This is a genomic window from Saccharibacillus qingshengii (assembly GCF_013185195.1).
GTDB lineage: Bacteria > Bacillota > Bacilli > Paenibacillales > Paenibacillaceae > Saccharibacillus > Saccharibacillus qingshengii.
On sequence record NZ_JAAZWC010000021.1, the window covers coordinates 39222 to 63185 of the forward strand.

Consider the following 23964-nt stretch of genomic DNA (forward strand, 5'->3'; position numbering starts at 1 on the left):
GCGGGGGAGCGAACCGTTAAGCCGTGAAGGAAAAGGAGGGACACCGATATGGAAAACATCTTGTTCGCGATCGCAAAGGTAAGGTTGAGGCTTCAGTTTTTCCGGATGTGTACATTCGCGCTGCGCGGCTTGACCGCCGGACTGGCCGCGGCCGCTCTGGTGTTGGCCTTCGCACGGTTCGTACCTATGGCTTACGCTCTTCCGGGCGCGCTGGCCTGCCTTCCGATCGGCGCGCTGCTCGGCGCGGGCGCTGCCTGGATCCGGCCGGTGCGGACGGAAGAAGCCGCGCGCGCGATGGATCGTGCCGATCCGGCGGAAGAACGCCGTGATCTGATGACGACGGCTCTTGAATTTGCGGACCGGGATTCGGCTGCGGCGAACTGGCAGCGGGCACAGGCCGAGACGTACGGCCGCGAGTTCGAGGCCAAACGCAAAGAGCGGCTGCCTTTTGCGGTGAAAAGCGGGCGCGCCTCCGTTTCTTCGGCCGCTCTGCTGGTTGTATGCGCCGTTCTGCTGCTGCTTCCGAATCCGATGGAGGGCGAACTGCGTCAGCGGGAACGCGAACAGGCGCTGATCAACGCCCAGCAGAAAAAAGCCGAAGCGCTGGCCAAGGAGTTGGAGCAGGCGCCGATCGAACCCGAAGCCCGGGCTCCGCTGGCCGAAACGGCGGCGAAACTTGCGCAAGGGCTGGACGATTCGCGCCGGTCCGAACAGGCGCTTAAACAGATGGAGCAGGCGATGAAGGAGCTGGGACGCCAGGCGGACGAAGCGGCGGACAGCCAGCGGGAACTTCAGGACTGGGGCCGCCGCCTCGCCGCCCAGCAGGCGCTGAAAGAAGCCGCCCAACAGGGGGCAGATGCGCCGAAGCGTGCGGAAGCGCTGAAGAATGCGATCAATAAACTCTCCGACTCGCAGAAAAAAGAATTGGCGGATACGCTGAAGAATCTGGCCGAACAGGCCCCTGCGGAAGGAAAAGAAACGGCTGCCCTTCAGGAGGCGATGAAGCAGGCGTCCGAAGAAATGTCAAAATCGCTCCAGCTGTCGGATGAACAAATCCGCGAGCTGGCCGAGAAACTTGCGGCGGCGGCCGGCGACTCGGGAGAACTTGGCAAACAGAGCGATCTGGCTGCCGCCGCTGCGGCCCAGATTGCCCAAAGCGGGATGGAAATGGCCGGGGAACTTGCGGCATCCGGCGTATCGCTGTCCGATGCCTGGGGCAGCGGCGGCACGGCCGAAGCGCTGGCTAACGCCGGGGGATCCGGCGAAGCCGGTTCGGGAGAACCGGGCGATTCCGAAGGTTCTCCCGGTGAAGGAACCGGCGGCGAAGGTTCGGGCGGCGCCGCGGCCGCAGGCGGTCAGGGCTCGGGTTCGCAGGGAAGCGGATCCGGCCAGGGATCAGGCCAAGGGGCGGGCCAGGGCTCGGGCGGAGGTTCGGGTTCCGGCAGCGGATCCGGAGGAAGCGGTTCGGGGCAGGGCGGAAGCGGAGCCGGCTGGGGCAGCGGCGGCCGCGAGCAGGTCACCACGCCGCGTGATCTTCAAGGCAGCGGCAATATCCAGTCCGACAGCGGGCCTTCGAGTGGCGGAGACAAACAGACCGGAGGCGTGTCTCCGACGATCGACGGGGTCAGCCGTCCATACGAGGAGGTATACGGCGAGTATTCCGAACGCGCCAAGGAATCGCTCGGGCGCAGCGACCTGCCGCAGAGCATGCAGGGATTGGTCGAAAGTTATTTTACGGAAATTCAGCCGGAGTCCTGAGAAAATCCGCTTGTTCCCGTTTCACGAGTTGAAAGGAGAGAAAATATGCTGCAGCAAACCGATCGAATCGAGGCTTGGAGAAAAACGATGGAGGACGTGCGTGAGGAGATTGCGCAGGTGATCGTCGGGCAGAGCGAAACCGTCGAACAGATGCTGTGGTGCGTATTTGCAGGCGGCCATGCCCTGCTTGAAGGCATTCCCGGACTGGGCAAAACCATGCTGGTCCGTTCGACGGCGGACGCGCTGGATCTTCCGTTCTCGCGGATTCAGTTCACCCCCGATCTGATGCCAAGCGACATTACGGGCACCGATATGATCCATTTCGAGAATGCCGGCGGGGTAACGAGCGAGTTCCGGCAGGGACCTCTGTTCGGCAGCATCGTACTGGCCGACGAGATTAACCGGGCCACGCCCAAGACGCAGAGCGCACTGCTCGAAGCCATGCAGGAGAAGACGGTCACGATCGGCGGCGTGACGCATCGTCTGCCGGAACCGTTCTTCGTCCTGGCTACGCAGAATCCGCTGGAGAACGAAGGCACGTATCCGCTGCCCGAAGCGCAGCTGGACCGTTTCCTGCTCAAGCTGGATGTCGACTACCCGTCGCCGGACGAGCTAAAAGAAATCATCCGCCGCACGACCGCGCCGCATCAGCGGCAGGCGGTCAAGCGCGCGGACGCCGCTGCACTGATGGAGATCCAGCGCGGCGCCAAAGAGGTGCTGGTGGCCGAAGACGTACTCGATTACGCGGTGCGTCTGCTGATGATGACCCATCCGGATCAGGCGGATTCGCCGGAATCGGTCAAGCGCTATGTCCGGTTCGGCTCGGGACCACGCGGGCTGCAGGCGATGATCGCCGTATCCAAAGTCCGCGCGATCATCCAGGGCCGCATGCACGTCTCGAGCGGAGATATCCGGGCTTCGGCCAAGCCCGCCATGCGCCATCGCCTGCTGCTGAATTTCGAAGGACAAGCCGAAGGCGTCTTGCCGGACACGCTGGTCGATGATATTCTCGCCCGGCTGGAGTCTTTGAGATGAAGCCCGAGGAACTGCTCGGCGCGCAGTGGACGTCGCAGCTGGACCGGTTGACCTTGTCAACGGCAAGGCGGGTCCGGGGGACAAGGCAGGGGAGACGGCGTTCAAGAGAACTTGGCGCTTCGCTCGAATTTGCGGATTATCGGGAATACTCGCCGGGCGACGATGTGCGGCGTTTCGATTGGAGCGTCTACGGCAGGACGGGACGCAAAGTGGTCCGGCAGTATCTGGATGAGCAGGAGCTTCAGGTGACGCTGTATGTGGACTGCTCGCAGTCGATGGATTTTGCCGACGAATCTTCGCCTTCCAAGCTGCTGCACGCCTCGAGGCTTGCCGCCAGTATCGGCTATATGACGCTTGCGGCGTATGACCGGCTTGGCGTCTATCGGATCGGAGAAAGGGTAGGCGAAGGACTGCCGCTGCTTCGCGGCCGTCCCGCCGTACATCGCCTGCTGAACTTTTTGGCCGCATCGGAGGCGAAGGGCCGGGGCGATCTGGCCGAAGCGTTCGCCGAGCGTTCCCGGCTGCCGAAGCTGCCGGGGATGACCTGGATCTTCTCCGACTGCTGGACCGAACGCGGGGAAGAAGAAATGGAAGAAGCGCTGGCGCGGCTTCAGGCCGCCCGGCAGGAAGTGGTCCTGGTGCAGGTCGTAACCCGCGGGGAAATTCAGCCCAAGCTGCGCGGCGATCTCAAGCTGATCGACGCGGAGCTTGGGACATCCAAGGAAGCCGCGCTTACCGGTCGGCTCGTGGAAGCGTACGAACGGGAATTCGCCGCATATCGGGGACGTTTGGCCGAATACTGCGCACGTCGGGGAATCGCCTATATTCTCGCGCCGACCGATGTTCCGATCCGGGAAACGGTGCTCGGTACGCTGCGGGAGCAGGGGCTGGTCCGCTAGGCTGGCTGCGGTTGTCCGGCAGGGAGCAGGTATCGGCGCCAAGGCGATCACGAATGAAAGGAGGTGCGGAGAATGGGAATCGGTTCTTGGGCAGGGCTCTGGTTTGCACTGGGGATTCCGATCATTATCATCATGTATTTGTTCAAACGCAAGTTTATCGACACTCCGGTATCCAGTCATTTGTTATGGCGGAGGGCGCTGGAAAATACCGAAGCGAACCGTCCCTGGCAGAAGCTGCGCAGCCGTCTGCTGATGTGGCTGCAGCTGCTGGCGGCGGCTCTGCTCGCTTTTGCGCTGATGCGGCCGTTTCTGTGGACGGAAGCCGGAAGCGGGGGGCATACGATCGTGGTGGCCGATGTTTCGGCAAGCATGAATGCCCGTTACCCTGCGGGACCAGGCGGAGATTTGCCTGAAGCTTCTGCCGCGGCAACGAGGCTCGAGGAGATGAAGCGCAGCATTCTGGCGGATACGCGGCAGTCGGGAAGCGGGCTGACGCTGATCCGGATGGGAGGCAGTCCCCAGGTTGTCGAATCGGGCGCTTCGGACCGGACATCCTGGGAACGTGCAGTCGAATCGCTGTCGGCCGATTACGGCCGGACCGCTTACCGCGAAGCGATCTCGCTCGCGTCGGCGGTGGCCGAAGGACAGGAAGATGCCCGAATCGTCGTCTATACGGACGCGCAGTGGAATGAGCGTACGGACGATCTGCCGGTTTCGGCGCCGATCGAAGTGCGCCGGATCGACGGAGCGGGCTACCGCAACGCGGCGGTCGAACAGTTCGGCACGGACGGGAGCGGCCGGTTCGTCGGCGTCATCGCAAACACCGGCAGCGCGGCGCTCGAACTTCGGGCGGAGCTGTCCGGGGACGGACTCCGGCTGGCGGAAGAGAGTCTGAAGCTTGCGCCGGGCCAGCGGAAGACCGTCACGTTCGGCGCAGCGGAAACGGCCGACGTATACCGGTTGGGCCTTGCGGATGCGCCGGACGATTATGCGGCGGACGACGACGCTTTCGCTTTTGCGGAAACGGGCGGTACGGTGAAGGTCCTGCTGCTGTCGGACGGCAATTTGTTTCTGGAAAAAGCGCTGCGGCTCTCCGGGGCTGAAGTGACCCGCCTCGATCTGTCGGGCGGCGTGCCCACAGCGCAGGGTGCGGAAAGTACGTCCGGAAATTCGGGAACCGCAAACGGAAAAGACGCAGAAACAACGGAAAAAGCAGCGCCTCCGCTGCCGGAAATCCGGCCGGATCTGGTTGTGGTCGAAGGACAGCTTCCGTCGGCTCTGCAAAGCGGCGAATGGAAACGGCTGCTGGCCGGCGCTGCGGTCTGGACGATCGGCGGCGGAACGGATACGCAGCAGCCGGCCGGGCGGCGGGTGGAAGTATCCGCGCACCCGGTCACCCGGTATTTGACTCTCAGCGAACCGTATTTCGGTCCGCTGACCCGGGATAAGCCGACCGGACTGACGCCGATCATGAAGATTGGAGAACGTCCGGCTATCGCGGCGGGCATGGAGAACGGCCGGCGCGCCCTGTGGTTCGGTTTCGATCTGCAGAGCGGCGACCTGCCGCTAAACAGCGAGTTCCCGGTACTGGTCAGCAACGCGGTCACTTGGTTGTCCGGCGGCCGCGGAGGGGGGCTGGGCCGAGTCGTATCCGGGGCGGCTGTGGATGTGCCAATTGTGCCGGGCGCGGAAGACGCCGTCTGGCGTCCTCTGCAGGGACTCGCGTTCGCAGCCGGAGCCAAGACGATCGAAGCCGAAAAAGGAGTAAAAGACGCAGGCGGATCGACAGAAAGCGAAGCGGGTTCGAACGAACAGCCCGATGTTTCGGAGCCTGCCGGGAACGCGGCGGAATCTTCACCGCTTCCCAGTTCTTCGCAGCCGGCTCCCCCGATTCCGGGTTTGTATGCTTTTGAACAAACGGGCCGTGGGCTCGGCGGCGCTCCGGTCTATCTGCTTGATGTAAGGCCGGATGCGTCGGAATCTGCGGCACCCGTCGGAGAAGATCCGATATTCGGCGGTGCTGCGGTCGATCCGGACGGAGCGGCGCCCGACCGGGCGGCGTCCGGAGACAATCGGGGGCGCTTTGCCCTTACGGCTCTGCTGGCGGCGCTGATCGCCGCGATTATGCTGACGGAATGGGGGGTGTACCGACGTGGGCGTTCAATTTGATCATCCCTGGCTGCTGCTTCTTCTGCTTCCGCTTGCGGGATTTGCCGTATTCGCGCTGCGGGGCCCGGCCAGGATCTCGATGTTTCGGCATCGGCTGGCCGCTTCGCTGCGGACGCTGTCCCTGCTGCTGCTCGTACTGCTGCTGGCCGGTGTGCAGCTGTACACCGTCCAGCGGGAGCACGAAGTGGTCTATGCCGTCGACCGTTCGTCCAGCGCTTCTTCCGCAGACGACGACCGGCAATGGATCGAATCTTCGCTGCGGGAAAAAGGAGCGGACGACCGGTTCGCCCTGCTCTCTTTCGGCCGTGACGCTTCGGCGGAGCAGACGATGAGCGGCACTTCGCCGCTTGGCGGGCTGGATGCGGCCGTCGATGAAGATTATACGAATGTACAGCGCGCACTCCAGCTGTCTTCGGGAATGCTCGGCACCGGCGATCCGCGTATTGTGCTGATCAGCGACGGCGAAGAAAATATAGGCAGCATGATCGAGACGGGGCGTCTGCTCAAAAACAGAGGCATCGCGGTGGACGTTCTGGACAAGACGGGCCAAGTTGAGCGCGATGCCGCGGTGGATTCGCTCACCCTGCCGGGCAAGCTGTATCTCGGCGAAGCGTTTACGGTCGAAGCGCAGCTGCGCAGTACGTTCTCGGGAACCGGAGAAATCCGCCTGTACGAAGACAATGTGGAGATCGGGACGCAGACCGTTCGGGTCGAGCGCGGCGAGAACAGCGTACTGCTGCAGGGTCTGGCCAAAAAGCCGGGCCTGCACCGCTACCGGGCCGAGCTGGGTATTCCGGGCGACGGACAGTCCGCCAACAACGCCGCGTTTGCTTTTACCCGGGTGGCCGGCAGTCCGTCCGTTCTGATCGTCGAAGGCAAGCCGGACACTTCTTCCAATATCCAAAGCGCGCTTAATGCGGGTCTGATCGATACGACCGTCATTGCGCCTTCCCTGCTGCCTTCGCAGATTGCGGATTACGCCCAATACGACAGTATTTTGTTCAACAATGTGTCGGGCGACTCGCTCGGACAAGCCAAAATGGACGCGATCGAAACGGCGGTCCGCAGTTACGGAATCGGCTTCATGATGAGCGGAGGCGATCAAAGCTTTGGATTGGGTGGCTACTTCGATACGCCGATCGAGCGGGCGCTGCCCGTCTCGATGGAACTGGAAGGCAAGCGGGAGATTCCCGAACTCGGTCTGATTCTGGTGATCGACCGATCGGGCAGTATGAGCGGCAGCAAGATCGAGCTGGCCAAAGAAGCGGCTATGCGTACCGTAGAGCTTATGCGGGCCAAAGACACGGTAGGCGTTGTCGCTTTTGACGATGCGCCCTGGTGGGTCGTCGAACCGAAGAAGCTGACCGACAAAGAAGACGTGCTGCAGCAGATCCAGTCGATTCCTAGCGGAGGCGGAACGAACATTTATCCGGCGATGGCCTCCGCGGGCGAAGCGATCCAAAAGATCGATGCGCAGCGCAAACATATTATTCTGCTGACGGACGGACAGTCCGCAGGCGGAGGGAATTACGACGAACTGCTTGCGGAATTGGGCGAAGATAACGTCACCGCATCGAGCGTCGCCGTCGGTTCGGACGCGGACCGCGGACTGCTTCAGCGGATCGCGGAGCTGGGCAAAGGCCGATTCTACGACGTGCAGGACGAAACGACGCTGCCTGCGATCTTCAGCCGCGAAGCGGTGCTGCTCGCCCGGACCTATGTCGTCGACAAGCCGTTTACGCCTGCGGTAGCGGATGCGGGAGATTGGGCGGGACTGTTTGCGGGAGGACTTCCGCAGATCAACGGCTATGTGGCCACGAGTGCCAAACCGTCGGCGCAGACGGCGCTGGTCAGTCCCGAACCCGATCCGCTGCTGGTCAGATGGCAGTACGGTTCCGGTCGAAGCGTGGCTTGGACAAGCGACCTGACCGGAGAATGGTCGGGGCAGTGGGTATCTTGGGAGAAGTTTGCCAATGTATTGACCCAGACCGTCAAATGGACGTTCCCGCAGTTTGCCGCTTCGCCTTACCGGATCGAAACGGCAATGAGCGAGGGAGGCACCGAGCTCAGCGTGACGGCTGCTCAGCAGGGAAACAGCACGCTTCCCGAAGAGCTGATCGCTTCGATCGGAGGCGACGCATCGGGCGGGAGCGAACCGGTGAAGCTGGTGCAGACCGCTCCGGGGCGCTATACCGGCATCCTGCCGGTAAGCGATCCCGGCGCCTACCTGCTTAATCTGTCGCCTGCCGACAGCGAAGAATCGGCCGGTCTTCCGGCCGCGACGGGCACGGGGCTGGTCATCCCGTACTCGCCGGAATACCGTATCGCTTCCGCTTCCGACCAGGGAGCGCAGCGTCTCGCGGAGCTGGCGCAGCTGACCGGAGGACGTGTCCTCTCCTGGGACGACCCGGCTGCGGTCTACGCGCAGCCGGCCGCTCCGCACAAACAAATGCGGGATTGGACTTCACTGGTATTGGCCGCTGTGCTGGCCTTGTGGATCGCGGATATTGCGATCCGCCGCCTGGCCGTTCCCTGGGAACGGATCGCCGCCGTGCTGGCGGCTCCGTTCACGGCGGCCGGCCGGCGCAGCTTCGCCGCAGACAGCGAAGCCGCTCCTGCGGAGGACGGCGCGCTTGCGCGCCTGACCGCCGCCAAGCGGCGGAGCACGGGCTTCCGCGGCGGCGAGAAACGCGCCGCCGAGAACGCCGCCGCGCCGCCGCAGGGCGCGGCCGACCGGGGCGCCAAGCGGCCGGCCGGGGCTCCCCGCGCCGAAGGCGGGGAGCCGGGGTCCGCGGCAGGCGGGGGCATCGCCTCCGCCGTGGACCGCGTCCGCGCGGAGCGCGGCGCCGGCCAAGCGCAGCCGGCCGACCGCTCCGCCGATGCGGCGGGCGCGCGAAGCGCAGCGCCGGGAGCCGCGGGCGAAGCTTCCCGCGGCGGCTCGCCGACCGGCCGCGAAGCCGGCCGGTCCGGTTCTCCGCCCGGCGAATCGAAGCCGCCTTCCGCGGATTCGAAGCGGCCGGATCAGCCGGAGAACGACGCGCCGGCTGGAGGCGGCAGCGCCATGGAGCGGCTGCTGGCCGCCAAGAAGCGCAGCGGACGCTAAGAGGCTGCCGCAGCGCAGAGAACCGTTTGGACAAACAGACCGCCGAGAACCTTCGCTTCCGATCGGAAGCATCCGGGTTTTCGGCGGTTTCTGTGTTCTTTCCGGACGATTCGAAGGTGATATCTATCGGAAAAGAGCGGAGAATTTACAAAAACCGCTTCTTTTTTTGACAAAAAAGACTGGAAAAGATCGATTCTTCTCGATATAAAGGAAGAAAAGGCACCAAGGAAGGAGGCGTTTCCATGAAGATCGATGCGGATCCCTCATCCAAACCGCTGCCCGGAACAGCGGGCCGGCTGCTGGAAATCTTGTCGGTATCGGCCAAACTGGGTCTGACTTCGTTCGGCGGACCGATTGCCCATCTGGGTTATTTTCGCGAGGAGTATGTGCGCCGGCGCAGCTGGCTGGATGAACGAAGTTACGCCGAACTGGTCGCGCTGTGCCAATTTCTGCCGGGGCCGGCCAGCAGTCAGGTCGGAATCGGAATCGGGATCGTGCGGGGAGGGGTGCTCGGCGGGTTGGCGGCCTGGATCGGGTTTACGCTGCCGTCGATTCTGCTGCTGATCGCGTTCGCCGTGTTCGTCCAGCATTTCGATATCGCGGGATCCGGCTGGATTCACGGATTGAAGATCGCCGCGGTTGCGGTCGTGGCCCAGGCACTGCTTGGGATGGGCAGAAGCTTGGCGCCAGATCGCGCACGGGCGATCTTTGCCGTGCTCGCCGCCGCAGCCGTGCTGCTGTGGTCGTCGGCTTTTATCCAGATCGCGGTCATTGCCGCGGCGGCAGCCGGAGGTCTGCTGCTCCTGCGTGCGCAGGAGCCCGATATTCCCGAGCTGTCCGTTCCAGTCGGCAGGAAGTTTGCCCTCTTCTGTCTGATCCTGTTTGCCGTGCTGCTGCTGGGACTGCCGATCCTGCGCACTGCGGGAAGCGGAATCGGGCTGGGATTGGCCGACAGTTTCTACCGGGCGGGGGCACTGGTATTCGGCGGCGGACATGTGGTGCTGCCTCTGCTTGAACGGGAAGTCGTTCCGACGGGCTGGATCGGCGCAAGCGACTTTTTGGCCGGTTATGGAGCGGCGCAGGCCGTTCCCGGCCCGCTGTTTACGTTCGGGGCTTATCTGGGCTGGATGATCGGCGGCCTGAAAGGGGCATTGATCGGCACGGTCGCCATTTTTCTGCCCGCTTTTCTGTTGATCGCCGGTACTCTGCCTTTTTGGAGCACGCTGCGGCAGAATACAAGGGTTCAGCAGGCGCTGCTTGGAGTCAATGCGGCGGTCGTCGGCATCCTGCTGGCTGCCCTGTACGATCCGCTTTGGACTTCGACCATCCGCTCGGCTGTGGATTTCGCAGGAGCGGCGGGGTTGTTTGTACTGCTTGTGTTCTGGAAAACGCCGCCCTGGATCGTGGTGGCGCTTGGAGCGGCGGGCGGATGGATATTGGGGATGTTTTACGGATAGCGGTTTTCGGTTCGGATCCGGCGCAAATATGGACGGAAATAGACATTCCAAAAAGAGCGGACCCCGTGATTGCGGCCGCTCTTTTTTTTGGAGTAAACGTATTATCGTCTCAGCTCGTAGAATTCGCACTGCTGCCGATCGTAATAATCGAGATCGCTGACGCTCGACTGGACCGCGATCATCGAAGAGTCAAACCGGATAATCAGGCCTCCCGGGTTGATCATCTCGTCGTCGCGGAATACCCGGACGGTTCTTTCCTGCTCCAGGGTTTCCTGGAAATCCGTATCCGTTTCGAGCCTTCGGTTGGTAGCCATGTCCGTCCTCCTCTCGGTATCGGTTCTTGTTTTGCTGCACGGGCATATGAAGTCATTTTAACACAAAACAAAACGGGAAGAACGATACGCCGGCTGATTGTCGAAGTCGAGCAGAGGCCAAGCGCCTCTATTTTTGCCGAAACCCCTTTCGGTCGGGCCAATGGCGCGTATAATAAAACGGAAGCAAGAAGTGAATTTCAGGAGGGTGAACGAATGAATGCCGTAATGTTATGGCCGGACGGCGCACCGAACGCTGCCGGAACGACCGATGAAGACGTACCTGCGATTTTTCCTTATCTGGTGGAAGGAGGCGGCCGGGCGGCCGTAATCGTTTGTCCGGGCGGCGGATATGAGTTTCGCGCCGATCACGAAGGAGAACCGATTGCGCTCTGGCTGAACACGCTGGGAATCTCGGCTTTCGTTCTGCGCTACCGCGTAGCCCCTTACCGGTATCCGAGTGCGCTGTCGGATGTGCAGCGCGCCGTGCGTACGGTGCGCCACCGCGCGGAAGAGTTTGGCGTGGATCCCGGCCGTCTGGGCGTACTTGGATTCTCGGCCGGCGGACACCTGGCTTCGACGGCCGGAACGCTGTATGACGCGGGAACTCCGGATTCGGCCGATCCGATCGAACGGTATTCCAGTCGGCCGGATCTGCTGATGCTGTGCTATCCGGTGATTACGCTGAGCGAACCGTATACCCATGCAGGATCGCGTACGGCGCTGCTGGGTGCGGATGCATCGCCTGCGGGCATCGAAGCGCTGTCGAGCGAACGCAATGTGACTGCGGATACGCCGCCGACTTTCCTGTGGCACACGTCCGAAGACGGCCTCGTACCGGTGGAGAACAGTCTGCTGTTCGCTTCGGCTCTTGGGCGCAGCGGCGTACCGTTCGATCTGCATGTCTATGCTCTGGGCGGACACGGTATGGGGATAGCCGGCGGGGATCAGCATGTCCGTCATTGGACAGGCCAATGCGCCTCGTGGTTAACACTCAACGGATTTGCCGATCGGGGGTGACCCGACGGAGTCGGACCGCATTTGTACAGCAGGAAGAAGGCCCCGCCAAGAAGCGGAACGCCTTCTTCTTTTTTTGCCCGCATAAGTGTGGAAAGATTCTGGTTTTGCGCTGCGCCTTTTTTTGCGAAATGGTGATTCAGTAAAATTCGGACAGGTGAATGAACAGTGAAAAGGAGGTGGAAACGTTTCCTGCGAAAGAAGGGAAACATTCAATTGGAGGGTATTCCTGACAGCGGTATAAATGCAAAAAACAAATTGGAACCGCTTACTCGTTCTTATTTTGACGGAACACCCGGTTTCACTGACAGGACGAGCCTATTCGTTCCCAGAAAGCGGTTTTTCGTTTTGCGGATTTCAAAAAAACCGTATTGACACTTCTAATATTCGGGTTTATGATGTGTATCGAAACGATTCGACGAGCCTAGAAAGCGTTTCCTGACTTGCGGGAAACGTTTCCCATGAGTTTCAAACGTTCATGACGGCATAGGCTTGCGAAGTCTCACAGACGTCCTACAACCGAGGTGAAGCGGCAAACGAGATGAACATCAAGGACATTGCGAAAATTTCCGGCGTGGGCATATCTACGGTATCGAGAGTGCTCAACAACAGCGGTGTAGTCAGCGATACGACTCGTGCCAGGGTGCTGTCTGTGGTCAAGAAGTACAATTATGTGCCCAACAGCAACGCACGCAACTTGAAGAAGATTCAGTCCAACACGATCGCATTGATGGTGAAAGGCATTTCCAATCCCTTTTTCGCCAACATGATCAAGGAAGTCGAACGTCAGGTGCATCTCCGGGGCTGCCCGCTGATGATTCAGCAGGTTGAAGACGGAGTCGACGAAGTCGGTGCGGCCATGCAGCTGATCAAGGAAAAGAATCTGTACGGCGTCATTTTTATGGGCGGGACGTACGACCATTCCGAAGAAGAGTTCCGGCAGCTCGGCGTACCTTTTGTCCTGACCACGATCACCACTTTGAAGGACGTTGATCCGTCCGCTTTTTCCAGCGTATCGATCGACGATGTGCAGAGCGCCTACAAAGCGACAAGCTATCTGATTTCGCTGGGACATCGCCACATCTGTTTTCTGGCCCGTTTTCCTTTCCGGGAGAACACGATCGGCAGCCGACGGCTGCTGGGTTACAAGAAAGCGCTTGAAGAGCACGGAATCGAATACGATCCGGCGCTCGTTGAAGATTGCGAGTACGCGCCAAGCTTCGGCTTCGCGGCCGCCAAACGCCTGCTGAACAAAAACCTGGGCGTTACGGCCATGTTTGCCGCCTCGGACGCGATTGCGATTGGCGCCGCGAAAGCGGTTCTCTCCTCCGGTTTATCGATTCCGGGCGACGTTTCGATCGTCGGATTCGACGGCATCGAAATGGCGGAATATTATCATCCGTCGCTCGATACCGTCAGTCAGCCCGGAGTCGAGATGGCCCATGTCAGTGTCGAGATTCTGTTCGATCTGATTGGAGGAGAGACGGCGAACCGACATGTGGTATTCGAATCCATGCTCGTCAAGCGCGGCTCCAGCCGGAAGATCAACTGAAGGAGCCCGGGAAGCGAATCTTCCCGGCGCCTCTTCCGCTATGAAGCGGCCGCCGAAATCTTTGATTTGGCGCCGCAAGCAAACGCTTACTGAAACCGCTCACGCGGAATCGGCCGTTCTTTTACGCCGATCGAAACGATTCGTCTGAATCCGGCAGCGGCTCGGCCGTTTCTTTTTCAACGTATTATCAGACCCAAGTAGAGTGAGGAGATGTCGTGTGAAACCCGCAGCTATATCCCCGGGCTCGTCCAAAGGGGAACAATCGAAGTTCAAGAGATTATTCGTAGAGATCTGGAAGTACCGAATGACGTACACGCTGCTCATTCCCGGTTTGATCTGGCTGATCCTGTTCTCGTATCTGCCAATGGGCGGATTGTCGCTGGCTTTCAAGCATTACCGCGCAAGCGACGGAATCTGGGGCAGCGAGTGGACAGGTTTGGAAAACTTCATGTACGTGTTCCGCGATCCCGCATTTATCGATGCCGTATGGCGGACCCTGTACGTCAACATCATCAAACTGTTCATTACCTTCCCGTTCCCGATTCTGCTCGCCCTGCTGCTGAACGAGCTGCGGATGAGACGGTACAAGAAAGTGCTGCAAACAGCCTTTACGTTCCCGCACTTCCTGTCGTGGATCATCGTATCGGGGATTATCATCAACGTGCTGGCGTATGACGGCTTCGTCAACAGCCTGCTGGCGCTGCTCGGTCTGCCGACGATCAACTTCCTCGGTTCCGAACAGAACTTCTATCCGATGATTATTCTGACCGATATCTGGAAATCGACCGGTTGGGGTGCGATCGTGTTCCTGGCGGCCATATCCGGTATCGATCAGGAACAGTATGAAGCGGCGCAGATCGACGGTGCGACTCGGATGCAGCAGATGTTCCGGGTTACGCTTCCGAATATCATGCCAACAGTCACGATCATGTTCATTCTGTCGGTCGGCGGACTGATGTCTTCCGGTTTCGATCAGATCTTCAACTTGGCGAATGCCGCCACCCAAAATGTATCGCAGGTGCTCGACGTATATATCTATCGGATTACGTTCCAGTCGTCGACCGACTTCGGTTTTTCGACCGCAGTCAGCTTGTTCCGTTCCCTCGTGAACATGATCCTGCTGCTGCTTGCCGACCGGGCGGCCAAATGGATGGGCGGAGACGGCCTGTTCCGATAAGAGAGGAGAACGAACTCAATGAGTACTTTGGCGAGAAAAACAAAAAAAGCAAAGGTTGGCACAAGCCGAATGGGCCTGATGGATTACATCATTTTCGTAATCCTGACGCTCGGCGCCCTGTCCATCCTGGTTCCGTTCTGGAACGTCATCATGATTTCGTTCGCGACGCAAAAAGAATACGCCGCGAATCCGCTGCTGATGTGGCCGAAAGATCCGACACTCGCTTCCTACAAAGCGCTGTTCGCGGACGGAAGTATCGGAACCGGCTACTGGAATACGCTTAAACTGATGGCCGCCGGCCTGCCGCTCAGTTTGTTCCTGACGGTCAGTATGGCCTACGGCCTCAGCCGCCCGAAATTCCCGGGCAAAAAGCCGATTTTCTTCCTTATTCTGTTCACCATGATCTTCAACGGCGGCATCGTGCCTCTGTACCTGGTCATGAGAGACCTGCATCTGACCGGTTCGCTCTGGGCCGTCATTCTGACAGGAAGCTTCAGCGTCTTCAACATGATTCTGATGATGAACTACTTCCAGGGCCTGCCGGAGTCGCTGATGGAGTCCGCGAGACTCGACGGCGCCGGCGAATGGAGAATCCTGGCTTCTATCGTTCTCCCGCTGGCTGCTCCGATCATGGCGACCATCGCCCTGTTCTACGGAGTCGCTTTCTGGAACAGCTGGTACGACGCCATGATCTTCCTGCGCAAAGCCGATCAGCTTCCGCTGCAGAACGTGCTGCGGGCGATCATCGTCGAATCGCAAACCAACGCCTCCAACGCGACAAGCGTCGGTCAGGGCGTGGCGCAATCTTTCTCGACGGGTATGAAAATGGCGGCGGTGTTCGTGACCATGGTTCCGATCATGGCGTTCTTCCCGCTGCTGCAGAAGCACTTCGCCAAAGGGGTATTGACAGGGGCTATCAAGACCTGAGGATACGATAAAAGATTTGCAAGGGTACCAAAAGGCTTTTCAAATCTTATTGAACAATGGGGGTAAAACATGAAAGCGAACAAAATGTTTTCGGTCAAAGCGCTGTTTCTGCTTGCACTGTCGGTCATGATGGTGCTTGTAACGGCCTGCGGCAACGGCGGTTCCGGCGATTCCAAGACGGGAACCGCGGATGTCAAGAATGAGGATGGAACGTACAAAGACAATCTGACCATCTCTTATGCCAGCGTAACGGACGTATCGAAAGCCAAAATGGACGACAAGTTCCACAAATTCTTCACCGACAAGTTCAATATCAAATGGGATTACAACTATATCGACTGGGATTCCTGGCCGGAAAAAATGCGCCTGTGGATCAACTCCGGCGACCTGCCGGACTTCGCAAGCTGGAACTACGTAAACGGGGACGCAATGAACTATATCGACCAGGGCCTGTTCTACAAGTTCCCGGACGATTGGAAAGAGCGTTGGCCGGAAACCGCCAAAGCTTACGCTTCGACAGGTCTCGGCGACCGTCTCGAAGAAAAAGTCGGCGGCACTTACGTTCTGCCTAAACCGGTCTACTTCAAAAACCAGCCGGCCGATCCGCTGCTGAACCAAATCGGCGTTATCGCGATCCGCAAAGACTGGGCCAAAGAAGTCGGCTTTGAACTGAAAGACGCGTACACGGTCAGCGAACTCATGGAATACGCCAAACTGGTCAAAGAAAAAGATCCGGGCAAAGTCGGTTCCAAGCTGATCCCGATGTCGTTCAATGCAGGCGACCTTCTGACGGGCTTCATGATGGCCAACAACGAGCACTCCCGCGTCGAATCCGCCTTCTACAAAGGCGAAGACGGCCAATACAAATGGGGTCCTGCCGACGAATCCACATTGACAGGTCTCAAATTGATGCAGCAGGCCTACAAAGACGGTCTGCTTGATCCGGAATTCTACACTTGGAAAAACAGCGAAGGCGGCGACGCGTTCCGCGTAACGGGCAACTCCGCTATCGCAGGTCTGGGCGGTCTGGCTTCTTACAGACAGGACATGGACAAAGCGATGAAAAAGAACCTGAACCTGGACAGCTCCGAAGTGGTGCACGAAGCGCTGATCGTCGGCGAAGACGGCAAATACCGCAACCTGGAGCAGGTCAACTTCTGGTCCGCTCTGATCTTCTCGCCGGATATCAAGCAGGAGAAATTCGAGCGCATCATGGACATGATCGAATATTCGGTAACGGATGACGCTCAGCGCATTCTGAACCTGGGCTTTGAAGGAGAAGACTGGAAAGAAGAGAACGGCGAGATCGTAAGCACGATTCCGGAAGGCGAATCGCTGGAAGACAAATATCCGGGCCGCTTCGAAGGTCTGTATGTATTGGGCGATGACTTCAGCGTCATCAACCCTGCGATCAAAAAAGAATTCCGCGACCGTTCGGTCGAACTGTACAAAGAAAAAGCGGCCCTGAGCACCGAAGGCGGCGCTATGGCAGCCTACGATTGGGACTTCCAACTGTACAGCTCCAAATCGAAAGACCAAGCCGGATTCGATTACGCAACTGAATATGCCAACCTGATTCTGCAGCCTGGCGATCTTGAAGCCAACTGGAAAAAATGGGTAGACGGCAAGCAGTCGCTCGTAAAACCGGTTCTTGACGAACTGAACAAAGAATTCGCGAAATAAAAAAGGTATAACCAGCAGCACTCCGGCCCGGGAGGCATCATGCCTGTCGGACCGGCCTTATGACAAACCCGGTGCGCGCGGAGGTTCCGCACGAACCGGGTTTTCTTCTTCTAGGGCATGTACGCAAGCCCCAGTCAGGCTATCGGTTTGCGTACACGCCGTAAATGAAGAAATCAACCATTACATTTAGAAGGCTTGGAGGACTCGGTATGGACAATCAGCAGCTTCTCGATCTGATCGGTGCGATGACGCTAGAAGAAAAAATCGCGCAATTGGTCCAGCTCGCCGCACCTTTCTATGAAGGGGCTAACGACGGGGGCCAGATTACCGGACCGATGCAGGCGATGGGAATCACCGATTCCATGGTCGCAAGCAGCGGCTCTATCCTGGGCTACGCGGGCGCGTCCGGCGCAATCGCGGTACAGGAAGCTTATCTTCGGAACAATCCGCACGGTATTCCTCTGCTGTTCATGGCGGATATCGTGCACGGCTTCAAGACCATTTTCCCTGTTCCGCTGGCTATCGGCTGTTCCTGGGACACCGAACTGGCCGAGAAAAGCGCGGAGATTGCGGCGCGCGAAGCGGCCGTCTCCGGTATACATGTGACTTTTGCGCCTATGGTCGACCTGGTACGCGATCCCCGCTGGGGACGCGTTATGGAATCGACCGGCGAAGACCCGTATCTGAACAGCCTGTTTGCGAGGGCATTCGTCCGCGGCCTGCAGGGTGAAGACCTGAAGAACGAATCCGAGCGCGTTGCCGCATGCGTGAAGCATTTCGCCGCCTACGGCGCTTCGGAAGCCGGCCGCGACTACAATACGGTCGATCTGTCCGAACGCCAACTGCGCGAATATTATCTGCCGGCTTACAAAGCCGCGCTCGACGAAGGCTGCGAAATGGTCATGACTTCGTTCAATACGATCGAAGGCATTCCGGCCAGCGCCAACGAGAAATTGATGCGCAGCCTGCTGCGCGAAGAATGGAAGTTCGACGGCGTACTGATCTCCGACTGGGGCGCCGTGAAGGAATTGATCCCGCACGGCGTTGCCGAAGACGAACGCGAGGCGGCTTACCGCGCTATCCGCGCAGGCGTCGATATCGAGATGATGACCGCCTGCTACGTACACGAGCTGCCGGGCTTGGTACGCAGTGGAAGCGTGGACGAAGCGCTGATCGATGAATCGGTCCTGCGCATTCTTCAGCTCAAGAACAAGCTGGGATTGTTCGACAATCCGCATCGGGGCGCAAGTTCCGAGCGCGAAGCGGAAGTGGTCTTCAGCCCCGAACACCGCAAAGCGGCGTACGAACTGGCGACGAAATCCACCGTCCTGCTCAAGAACGACGGTGTGCTGCCGCTCAAGCCGGAAGCGAAAGTGGCACTGATCGGTCCTTTTGCCCAAAGCGGCGATATTCTGGGGCCTTGGTCTTGGGAAGGTTCGACGGAAGATGCCGTCAAACTCGGCAGTGCGCTGGCCGAACGCCTGGGCGAAGGGAAACTGATCATTGCCGAAGGCTGCGGCATCGAGACCGGCACGCCGGAGCAGCTCCGGCTGGCTCTGGAAGCGGCGGCTCAGGCCGATGTGATCGTATTGGCGCTTGGCGAAGCCTCGGAGATGAGCGGCGAAGCCGGCTGCCGGACCGATATCCGTCTGCCGCAGGCACAGCTTGAACTGGTTGCCCGGATCGCCGAGATCGGCAAGCCTTCCGCGGCCGTCCTGTTCAACGGACGTCCTCTTGATCTGCACGGCGTATACGACAAGGTCGGCGCCGTCGTCGAAGCCTGGTTCCCGGGGAGCGAAGGCGGAGCGGCGGTCGCGGATATCCTGATCGGCGCCGTGAATCCGTCGGCCCGTCTGAGCATGTCTTTCCCGCATTCGGTCGGCCAAGTGCCGGTCTATTACAATCACTTCAATACGGGCCGTCCGCTTGGAGCGGAAGATGCCCAGGTTCGCTACGTGTCGCAGTATCTCGACGCGCCGAACGATCCGCTGCTGCCGTTCGGATTCGGCTTGTCGTATACGACGTTCGAATACGGAAGCTTGAAGTTGTCGTCGGAGCAGATGACGAACGATTCCCGACTTACCGTCAGCGTCGACGTCACCAATACCGGCGAGCGCGCCGGTACCGAGACCGTGCAGCTGTATATCCGCGATATCTCCGGCGAAGTCGTGCGTCCGGTACGCGAACTGAAAGGCTTCGTCAAGCTGGATCTGGCACCGGGCGAGCGGGGAACCGCGGTCTTCACCCTCGGCGAAGAGCAGCTTCGCTACCATCATTCGGATCTGAGCTTCCGCAGCGATCCGGGCCGGTTCGACGTCTTCGTCGGCCGCAGCAGCCTCGATACGCTGCACGGTTCGTTTGTACTGGCAGGCAGCTGACTTTCGAACGACACAATTATCCGCACAAGATTGAAAAACGATAGATATAGGAGTGAATTTATTCATGACGACGATCGCAAACCCCAATTCGAAATTCAGCGTTCAGGCAGGAAGCCTGAACTTCACTTTCTGGCCGAGCGGCGACCTGTACCAGGCGCTCGGCGGTCGTACGATGCTCAATCAGCTGCTGTCGAGCCCACTCGACGGATCGCTCACCAATCTGTACCTGCGTTTTCACCGGGAATCCGGCATTTCTTTCTACCCGCTGCTCGGGATCCGTTCGGCGAGCAAAGTCAGCCGCGGAGACCGCAGAATCGTCTGGGAAGGACGCGCCGAGGATGTCGACTACACCGTTACGTTTGCCGTGACGGATCGTGATGTCTGGTTCTGGGATGTAAAAGTCTCCGGCGACGGCGTCAATATCGATCTTGTCTACGGCCAGGATGTCGGCAACGCCGATCCGGGCGCGGTGCGCAGCAACGAAGCGTATCTGTCGCAGTACATCGACCACACGGTGTTCGAAGACGAGAGCAGAGGGTATGTCGTCTGCTCCCGCCAGAACCAGCCGCAGAGCGGAGCTTTCCCGTACATGCAGCAGGGCTCGCTCACCCGCGCGGCCGGTTACTCGACCGACGGTTTCCAATTCTTCGGCAAATCGTACAAAGAGACGAACGTGCCGGAATCGCTGGTCCGCGGCCAATTGGCAAACGAAGTGTACCAGTACGAATTCGCTTATACGGCTCTGCAGTCGGAACTTGTGGCGTTGAGCGGCGAAGCGCGCTTCGTCTTCTACGGTCTGCACCGTGCCGACCATCCGTCCGCGATCTCCGGGCTCGAATTCGCGGGCGACGTGCAGTCGGCCTGGGAATCCTACGAAGCGGAACCGTCCGGCGAGCTGGAATCGCTCCCGCCCGTATCGATCAAACCGTCGATCGGCGAACCGCTGCAGACGCTTGATCTGACGGAAGACGAAGTGGCGGGCCTGTTCCCGAACCGCTACCAGGAAGAACGCGAGAACGGCAAACTGCTGGCTTTCTTCACGGATACGTACGAGCATGTGGTTTTAAAAGAAAAAGAACGCCTCGTCGAGCGGCCGCACGGCCATATCCTGATGAGCGGCGGAAACGTGGAATTCGGCGTGCCGGTACTCGCAAGTACATCCTACATGTACGGCGTGTTCAACTCGCAGGTCGTTCTGGGCAACACCAACTTCAACAAAATGATGAGCAATATGCGCAATGCGCTCAACGTGCCGAAAACGGCCGGGCAGCGGATCTATATCGAGCTTGAAGAACAGTACCGTCTGCTGACGATGCCGTCGCTGTTCGAGATCGGATTCAACTACGTCCGCTGGACGTACAAGACGGAAGTCGACACGATCATCGTAACGGCCTTCACGACCGTGGACAGCCCGGAAGTGCGCCTGAGCGTAAGCTCGCAGAGCGGCAGAGCGTACCGCTACCTGGTGACGACGCAGATCACGATGAACGTGAACGAATACGAATTCCCGCTGCATATGACGGAACAGGGCGGCGTACTGACCTTTACCGCCGACTCGGCTTCGCTCAGCGCAGGCTCTTACCCGGAACTCGCTTTCCGGATGAAAGTGGACGGCGCTTCGAGCACAGTGGGCGACGAGACCGTACTTGCCGAAGGGATCGAGCCGGGCGACGCTTCGCTTGTGACGCTTGCGATCGAACCGAGTGCGAACTGGACGCTTACGCTTCAGGGACTGCTGGACGGCGCGGAGATTCCTTTTGCCGAACGTTCGCTGGACGAAGAAATCGTCAACTACCGCGCGTTCTACACAGACGTCATGAATGGATTCAATCTGTCCAAAGACGGCAGCAGCACCCACGAAGATCTGTTCAAAGTGAACGCGCTGGCCTGGTGGTACACGCATAACATGCTCGTCCACTATTCGTCCCCGCATGGCCTGGAGCAGTACGGCGGAGCGGCATGGGGAACGCGCGACGTCTGCCAGGGACCGGTGGAATACTTCATGGCGACGCAGAAATACGGACAGGTCAAAGATATTCTAAAGACCGTCTATTCGCACCAGTACGAAGACGACGGCGCATGGCCGCAGTGGTTCATGTTCGACAAATATTTCGCGATCCAGCAGGAAGAAAGCCACGGCGACATCATCGTCTGGCCGCTGAAAGTATTGGGCGATTATCTCAAAACGACGCGGGACTTCGGTATTTTGTCGGAAAAAGTACCGTATACCGTCAAGCACGAATTCGGCTTCACCGAAGACGAGCATACGATTCTGGACCATGCCAAAAAGGAAATCGCCTATATCAAAAACAATTTCCTGCATGATACGTTCCTGTCTTCGTACGGGGACGGCGACTGGGACGATACGCTCCAGCCGGCGAATGCCCAGCTCAAGCAGTATATGGTGAGCAGCTGGACCGTTGCGCTGACGTATCAAACGGTTAATGTGCTGTCCTCCGCGCTGCAGGATGCCGATGCGGCCTTCGCGCAGGAATTGGCCGAGATGGCCGAAGGAATCCGCGCCGACTTCGGACGTTACATGCTGAACACGGACGTGATTCCGGGCTTCGTGTACATGGAAGAAGCGGACAAGCCGAAGCCGATGCTGCATCCAAGCGATACGGAGACGGGCATTTCCTACCGCCTGCTGCCGATGACGCGCAGCATGATCGGAGAACTTCTCACGCCGGAGCAGGCGAAATCGCATTACGAACTGATCAAGCGCGAGTTCTACTGCCCGGACGGAGTGCGTCTGATGAACCGTCCAGCTCAATACGCGGGCGGCGTCAGCACCCACTTCAAACGCGCCGAGCAGGCCTCGAACTTCGGCCGCGAGATCGGGCTGCAGTACGTGCACGCCCATATCCGCTATGTTGAAGCGATGGCGAAACTGGGACTTGCCGACGAAACCTGGAACGGCCTGGCGATCATCAATCCGGTCGGCATCCAAGACGTCGTACCGAACGCGGAGCTGCGTCAGAGCAACTCGTACTTCAGCAGTTCGGACGGCAAGTTCAACGACCGTTATGAAGCGCAGGAGCGGTTCGGCGAACTGAGAAGCGGCGGCGTTGCCGTCAAGGGCGGATGGAGAATCTACTCCAGCGGTCCCGGGATCTACATGAACCAGCTGATCGGCAACGTGCTCGGCATTCGTCAGGACGGCGGGGATTTGATTGTCGATCCGGTACTGCCGGCTTCGCTCGACGGTCTGAACCTGGACTTCAGCTACGACGGAATTCCGGCGACATTCGTCTACCGGATCGGCACGGGCATCTCGGGTGTCGTGAAATTGAACGGTCGGGAAATCGGCGGGCGTGCCGGAGATAACCGCTACCGCGAAGGCGGAATCCGGATCGGCCGCACCGAATTTGAAGCTGCGGCGGCTCCCGAACACAACATTATCGAGATTTTCGTGTAATATTATAGAAAAACAACAAGGCGATCTTGACGGATCGCCTTTGTTGTCTGTTATATGGGTATAGGTAGAAAAAGGCAACCAGACAGGGGAGCGAGCAGATTGGTTAGTATCAAGGATATCGCCAAAAAGGCGGGAGTATCGATTTCGACGGTGTCTTACGCGTTAAACGGCAGCAGCAAGGTGACGGACGAGACCAGTTCGCGCATCCTGGCGATTGCCGAAGAGCTGAATTACGTACCGAACGCTGCGGCGCGCACGCTCAAGAAGCGAGAGTCCCGCATCATTGGCGTATTCTTGACCGATTTTCGCGGCGACGTGTACGGCGATCTGCTGGACGGTATCAAAGATGTGCTGAACCGCGAAGGGTACGATATGATCGTCTGCAGCGGTATTCAATCGCATCGAATGCTGCCGGAGCGGATGATCGACGGAGCCATTATTCTGGATTCCGGTTTCGACAGCGAAGAGATTTTGCGTTATGCGGACCGCGGCCACCGGATCGTCGTCTTGGACCGGGAGCTGATCCATCCGAATATCAACCGGGTTCTGCTCGACAACCATTCGGGCGCCGAAGCAGCCATGCATTATCTGCTCGATCACGGACACCGCAACGTGTACGTGGTCACGGGGCCGGAAGATTCGTACGACTCAAACCAGCGCCTTGCGACCGTCAGAGCGATTGCGGAGAAGAATCCGGAGATCAAGCTGACGGAGATTCGCAGCAACTTCGAGAAAAAGGGCGGCGCGCTCGCCGCGCAGCAGCTTATCGAAGAGTACACGGAGCCTGCGGGTGTATTCTGCCTCAATGACGAAATGGCGGTCGGCATCTGCAACACGCTGTCCGGTACAAAGCTCAAAGTCGGCGAGCATATTCATTTGATCGGATTCGACAACATCGAACTGACCCGCTATTTGCAGCCGAGATTGGCTACGGTCGATTATTCGCGAGCCAAGTGGGGAGCGGCGGCGGCCGAACACCTGCTCAAGATTTTGGCCGGCAATCAGATCGAACATGAACGCCTGCAGGTCAAATTGATCGAAGGCGGTTCGGTCAGCACGTTGAAGCGGTCGGTATAGAAG

General features: G+C 59.2%; 15 protein-coding genes. 14 read left to right on the forward strand and 1 reads right to left on the reverse strand.

Annotation, left to right across the window (positions count from 1 at the left end; all coding sequences use genetic code 11):
• The first annotated feature begins 48 nt into the window (after nt 1–48).
• The 6 genes from HRQ60_RS16910 to chrA all read left to right on the forward strand — a co-directional run bounded on the left by HRQ60_RS16910 (nt 49) and on the right by chrA (nt 10421).
• The gene (locus HRQ60_RS16910; protein WP_172197724.1) at nt 49–1758 is read left to right on the forward strand and encodes a phage tail tape measure protein; all 1710 of its coding nucleotides are present in this window, start codon (nt 49–51) and stop codon (nt 1756–1758) included.
• A 45-nt stretch (nt 1759–1803) separates the two neighbouring features.
• Complete coding sequence (locus HRQ60_RS16915) at nt 1804–2793, forward strand: AAA family ATPase (protein ID WP_172197727.1); 990 nt, start codon at nt 1804–1806, stop codon at nt 2791–2793.
• On the forward strand, nt 2790–3692 hold the full coding sequence (locus tag HRQ60_RS16920) for a DUF58 domain-containing protein (RefSeq protein WP_172197730.1): 903 nt from the start codon (nt 2790–2792) through the stop codon (nt 3690–3692). Before HRQ60_RS16915 ends, HRQ60_RS16920 begins: the two co-directional genes overlap by 4 nt.
• A 72-nt stretch (nt 3693–3764) precedes the next feature.
• Nucleotides 3765–5861 (forward strand): vWA domain-containing protein, encoded by a 2097-nt coding sequence (locus tag HRQ60_RS16925; RefSeq protein ID WP_172197733.1) that lies wholly within the window; start codon nt 3765–3767, stop codon nt 5859–5861.
• Complete coding sequence (locus HRQ60_RS16930) at nt 5845–8964, forward strand: VWA domain-containing protein (protein WP_172197735.1); 3120 nt, start codon at nt 5845–5847, stop codon at nt 8962–8964. The genes HRQ60_RS16925 and HRQ60_RS16930 overlap by 17 nt, the downstream gene beginning before the upstream one ends.
• Before the next feature lie 242 nt (nt 8965–9206).
• Nucleotides 9207–10421: a chromate efflux transporter gene (gene chrA, locus HRQ60_RS16935; protein WP_172197737.1), complete on the forward strand. Its 1215-nt coding sequence runs from the start codon at nt 9207–9209 to the stop codon at nt 10419–10421.
• Between the two features lie 101 nt (nt 10422–10522).
• Here chrA and HRQ60_RS16940 read toward each other — a convergent pair whose 3' ends face one another.
• Nucleotides 10523–10735 (reverse strand): hypothetical protein, encoded by a 213-nt coding sequence (locus HRQ60_RS16940; RefSeq protein ID WP_172197739.1) that lies wholly within the window; start codon nt 10733–10735, stop codon nt 10523–10525.
• Nucleotides 10736–10948: 213 nt separating this feature from the next.
• On the opposite strand from HRQ60_RS16940, the gene HRQ60_RS16945 reads away from it, so the two are divergent.
• The 8 genes from HRQ60_RS16945 (at nt 10949) to HRQ60_RS16980 (ending at nt 23961) form a co-directional block, all read left to right on the forward strand.
• The gene (locus tag HRQ60_RS16945; protein ID WP_172197741.1) at nt 10949–11752 is read left to right on the forward strand and encodes an alpha/beta hydrolase; all 804 of its coding nucleotides are present in this window, start codon (nt 10949–10951) and stop codon (nt 11750–11752) included.
• A 538-nt stretch (nt 11753–12290) separates the two neighbouring features.
• Nucleotides 12291–13301 (forward strand): LacI family DNA-binding transcriptional regulator, encoded by a 1011-nt coding sequence (locus HRQ60_RS16950; RefSeq protein ID WP_172197743.1) that lies wholly within the window; start codon nt 12291–12293, stop codon nt 13299–13301.
• Between the two features lie 217 nt (nt 13302–13518).
• Nucleotides 13519–14478 carry an ABC transporter permease gene (locus HRQ60_RS16955; protein ID WP_172197745.1) on the forward strand — a complete coding sequence of 320 codons (960 nt, stop codon included), beginning with the start codon at nt 13519–13521 and terminating at the stop codon, nt 14476–14478.
• An 18-nt stretch (nt 14479–14496) separates the two neighbouring features.
• Entirely contained in the window at nt 14497–15405 is a 909-nt protein-coding gene (locus tag HRQ60_RS16960) for a carbohydrate ABC transporter permease (protein WP_172197747.1), read from the forward strand.
• A 69-nt stretch (nt 15406–15474) separates the two neighbouring features.
• Complete coding sequence (locus tag HRQ60_RS16965) at nt 15475–17088, forward strand: type 2 periplasmic-binding domain-containing protein (protein WP_172197749.1); 1614 nt, start codon at nt 15475–15477, stop codon at nt 17086–17088.
• Nucleotides 17089–17297: 209 nt separating this feature from the next.
• Entirely contained in the window at nt 17298–19466 is a 2169-nt protein-coding gene (locus tag HRQ60_RS16970; protein ID WP_172197752.1) for a glycoside hydrolase family 3 N-terminal domain-containing protein, read from the forward strand.
• A 64-nt stretch (nt 19467–19530) separates the two neighbouring features.
• The gene (locus tag HRQ60_RS16975; protein ID WP_172197755.1) at nt 19531–22884 is read left to right on the forward strand and encodes a GH36-type glycosyl hydrolase domain-containing protein; all 3354 of its coding nucleotides are present in this window, start codon (nt 19531–19533) and stop codon (nt 22882–22884) included.
• 99 nt (nt 22885–22983) lie between these two features.
• Nucleotides 22984–23961 (forward strand): LacI family DNA-binding transcriptional regulator, encoded by a 978-nt coding sequence (locus HRQ60_RS16980; protein ID WP_172197758.1) that lies wholly within the window; start codon nt 22984–22986, stop codon nt 23959–23961.
• Nucleotides 23962–23964 lie beyond the last annotated feature (3 nt).

Bases quoted from the DNA above. Each gene is read 5' to 3' on its own strand.
- HRQ60_RS16910 (WP_172197724.1), top strand. From the start codon at position 49: ATGGAAAACATCTTGTTCGCGATCGCAAAGGTAAGGTTGAGGCTTCAG.
- HRQ60_RS16915 (WP_172197727.1), top strand. From the start codon at position 1,804: ATGCTGCAGCAAACCGATCGAATCGAGGCTTGGAGAAAAACGATGGAG.
- HRQ60_RS16920 (WP_172197730.1), top strand. From the start codon at position 2,790: ATGAAGCCCGAGGAACTGCTCGGCGCGCAGTGGACGTCGCAGCTGGAC.
- HRQ60_RS16925 (WP_172197733.1), top strand. From the start codon at position 3,765: ATGGGAATCGGTTCTTGGGCAGGGCTCTGGTTTGCACTGGGGATTCCG.
- chrA (WP_172197737.1), top strand. From the start codon at position 9,207: ATGAAGATCGATGCGGATCCCTCATCCAAACCGCTGCCCGGAACAGCG.
- HRQ60_RS16940 (WP_172197739.1), bottom strand. From the start codon at position 10,735: ATGGCTACCAACCGAAGGCTCGAAACGGATACGGATTTCCAGGAAACC.
- HRQ60_RS16945 (WP_172197741.1), top strand. From the start codon at position 10,949: ATGAATGCCGTAATGTTATGGCCGGACGGCGCACCGAACGCTGCCGGA.
- HRQ60_RS16950 (WP_172197743.1), top strand. From the start codon at position 12,291: ATGAACATCAAGGACATTGCGAAAATTTCCGGCGTGGGCATATCTACG.
- HRQ60_RS16960 (WP_172197747.1), top strand. From the start codon at position 14,497: ATGAGTACTTTGGCGAGAAAAACAAAAAAAGCAAAGGTTGGCACAAGC.
- HRQ60_RS16965 (WP_172197749.1), top strand. From the start codon at position 15,475: ATGAAAGCGAACAAAATGTTTTCGGTCAAAGCGCTGTTTCTGCTTGCA.
- HRQ60_RS16970 (WP_172197752.1), top strand. From the start codon at position 17,298: ATGGACAATCAGCAGCTTCTCGATCTGATCGGTGCGATGACGCTAGAA.
- HRQ60_RS16975 (WP_172197755.1), top strand. From the start codon at position 19,531: ATGACGACGATCGCAAACCCCAATTCGAAATTCAGCGTTCAGGCAGGA.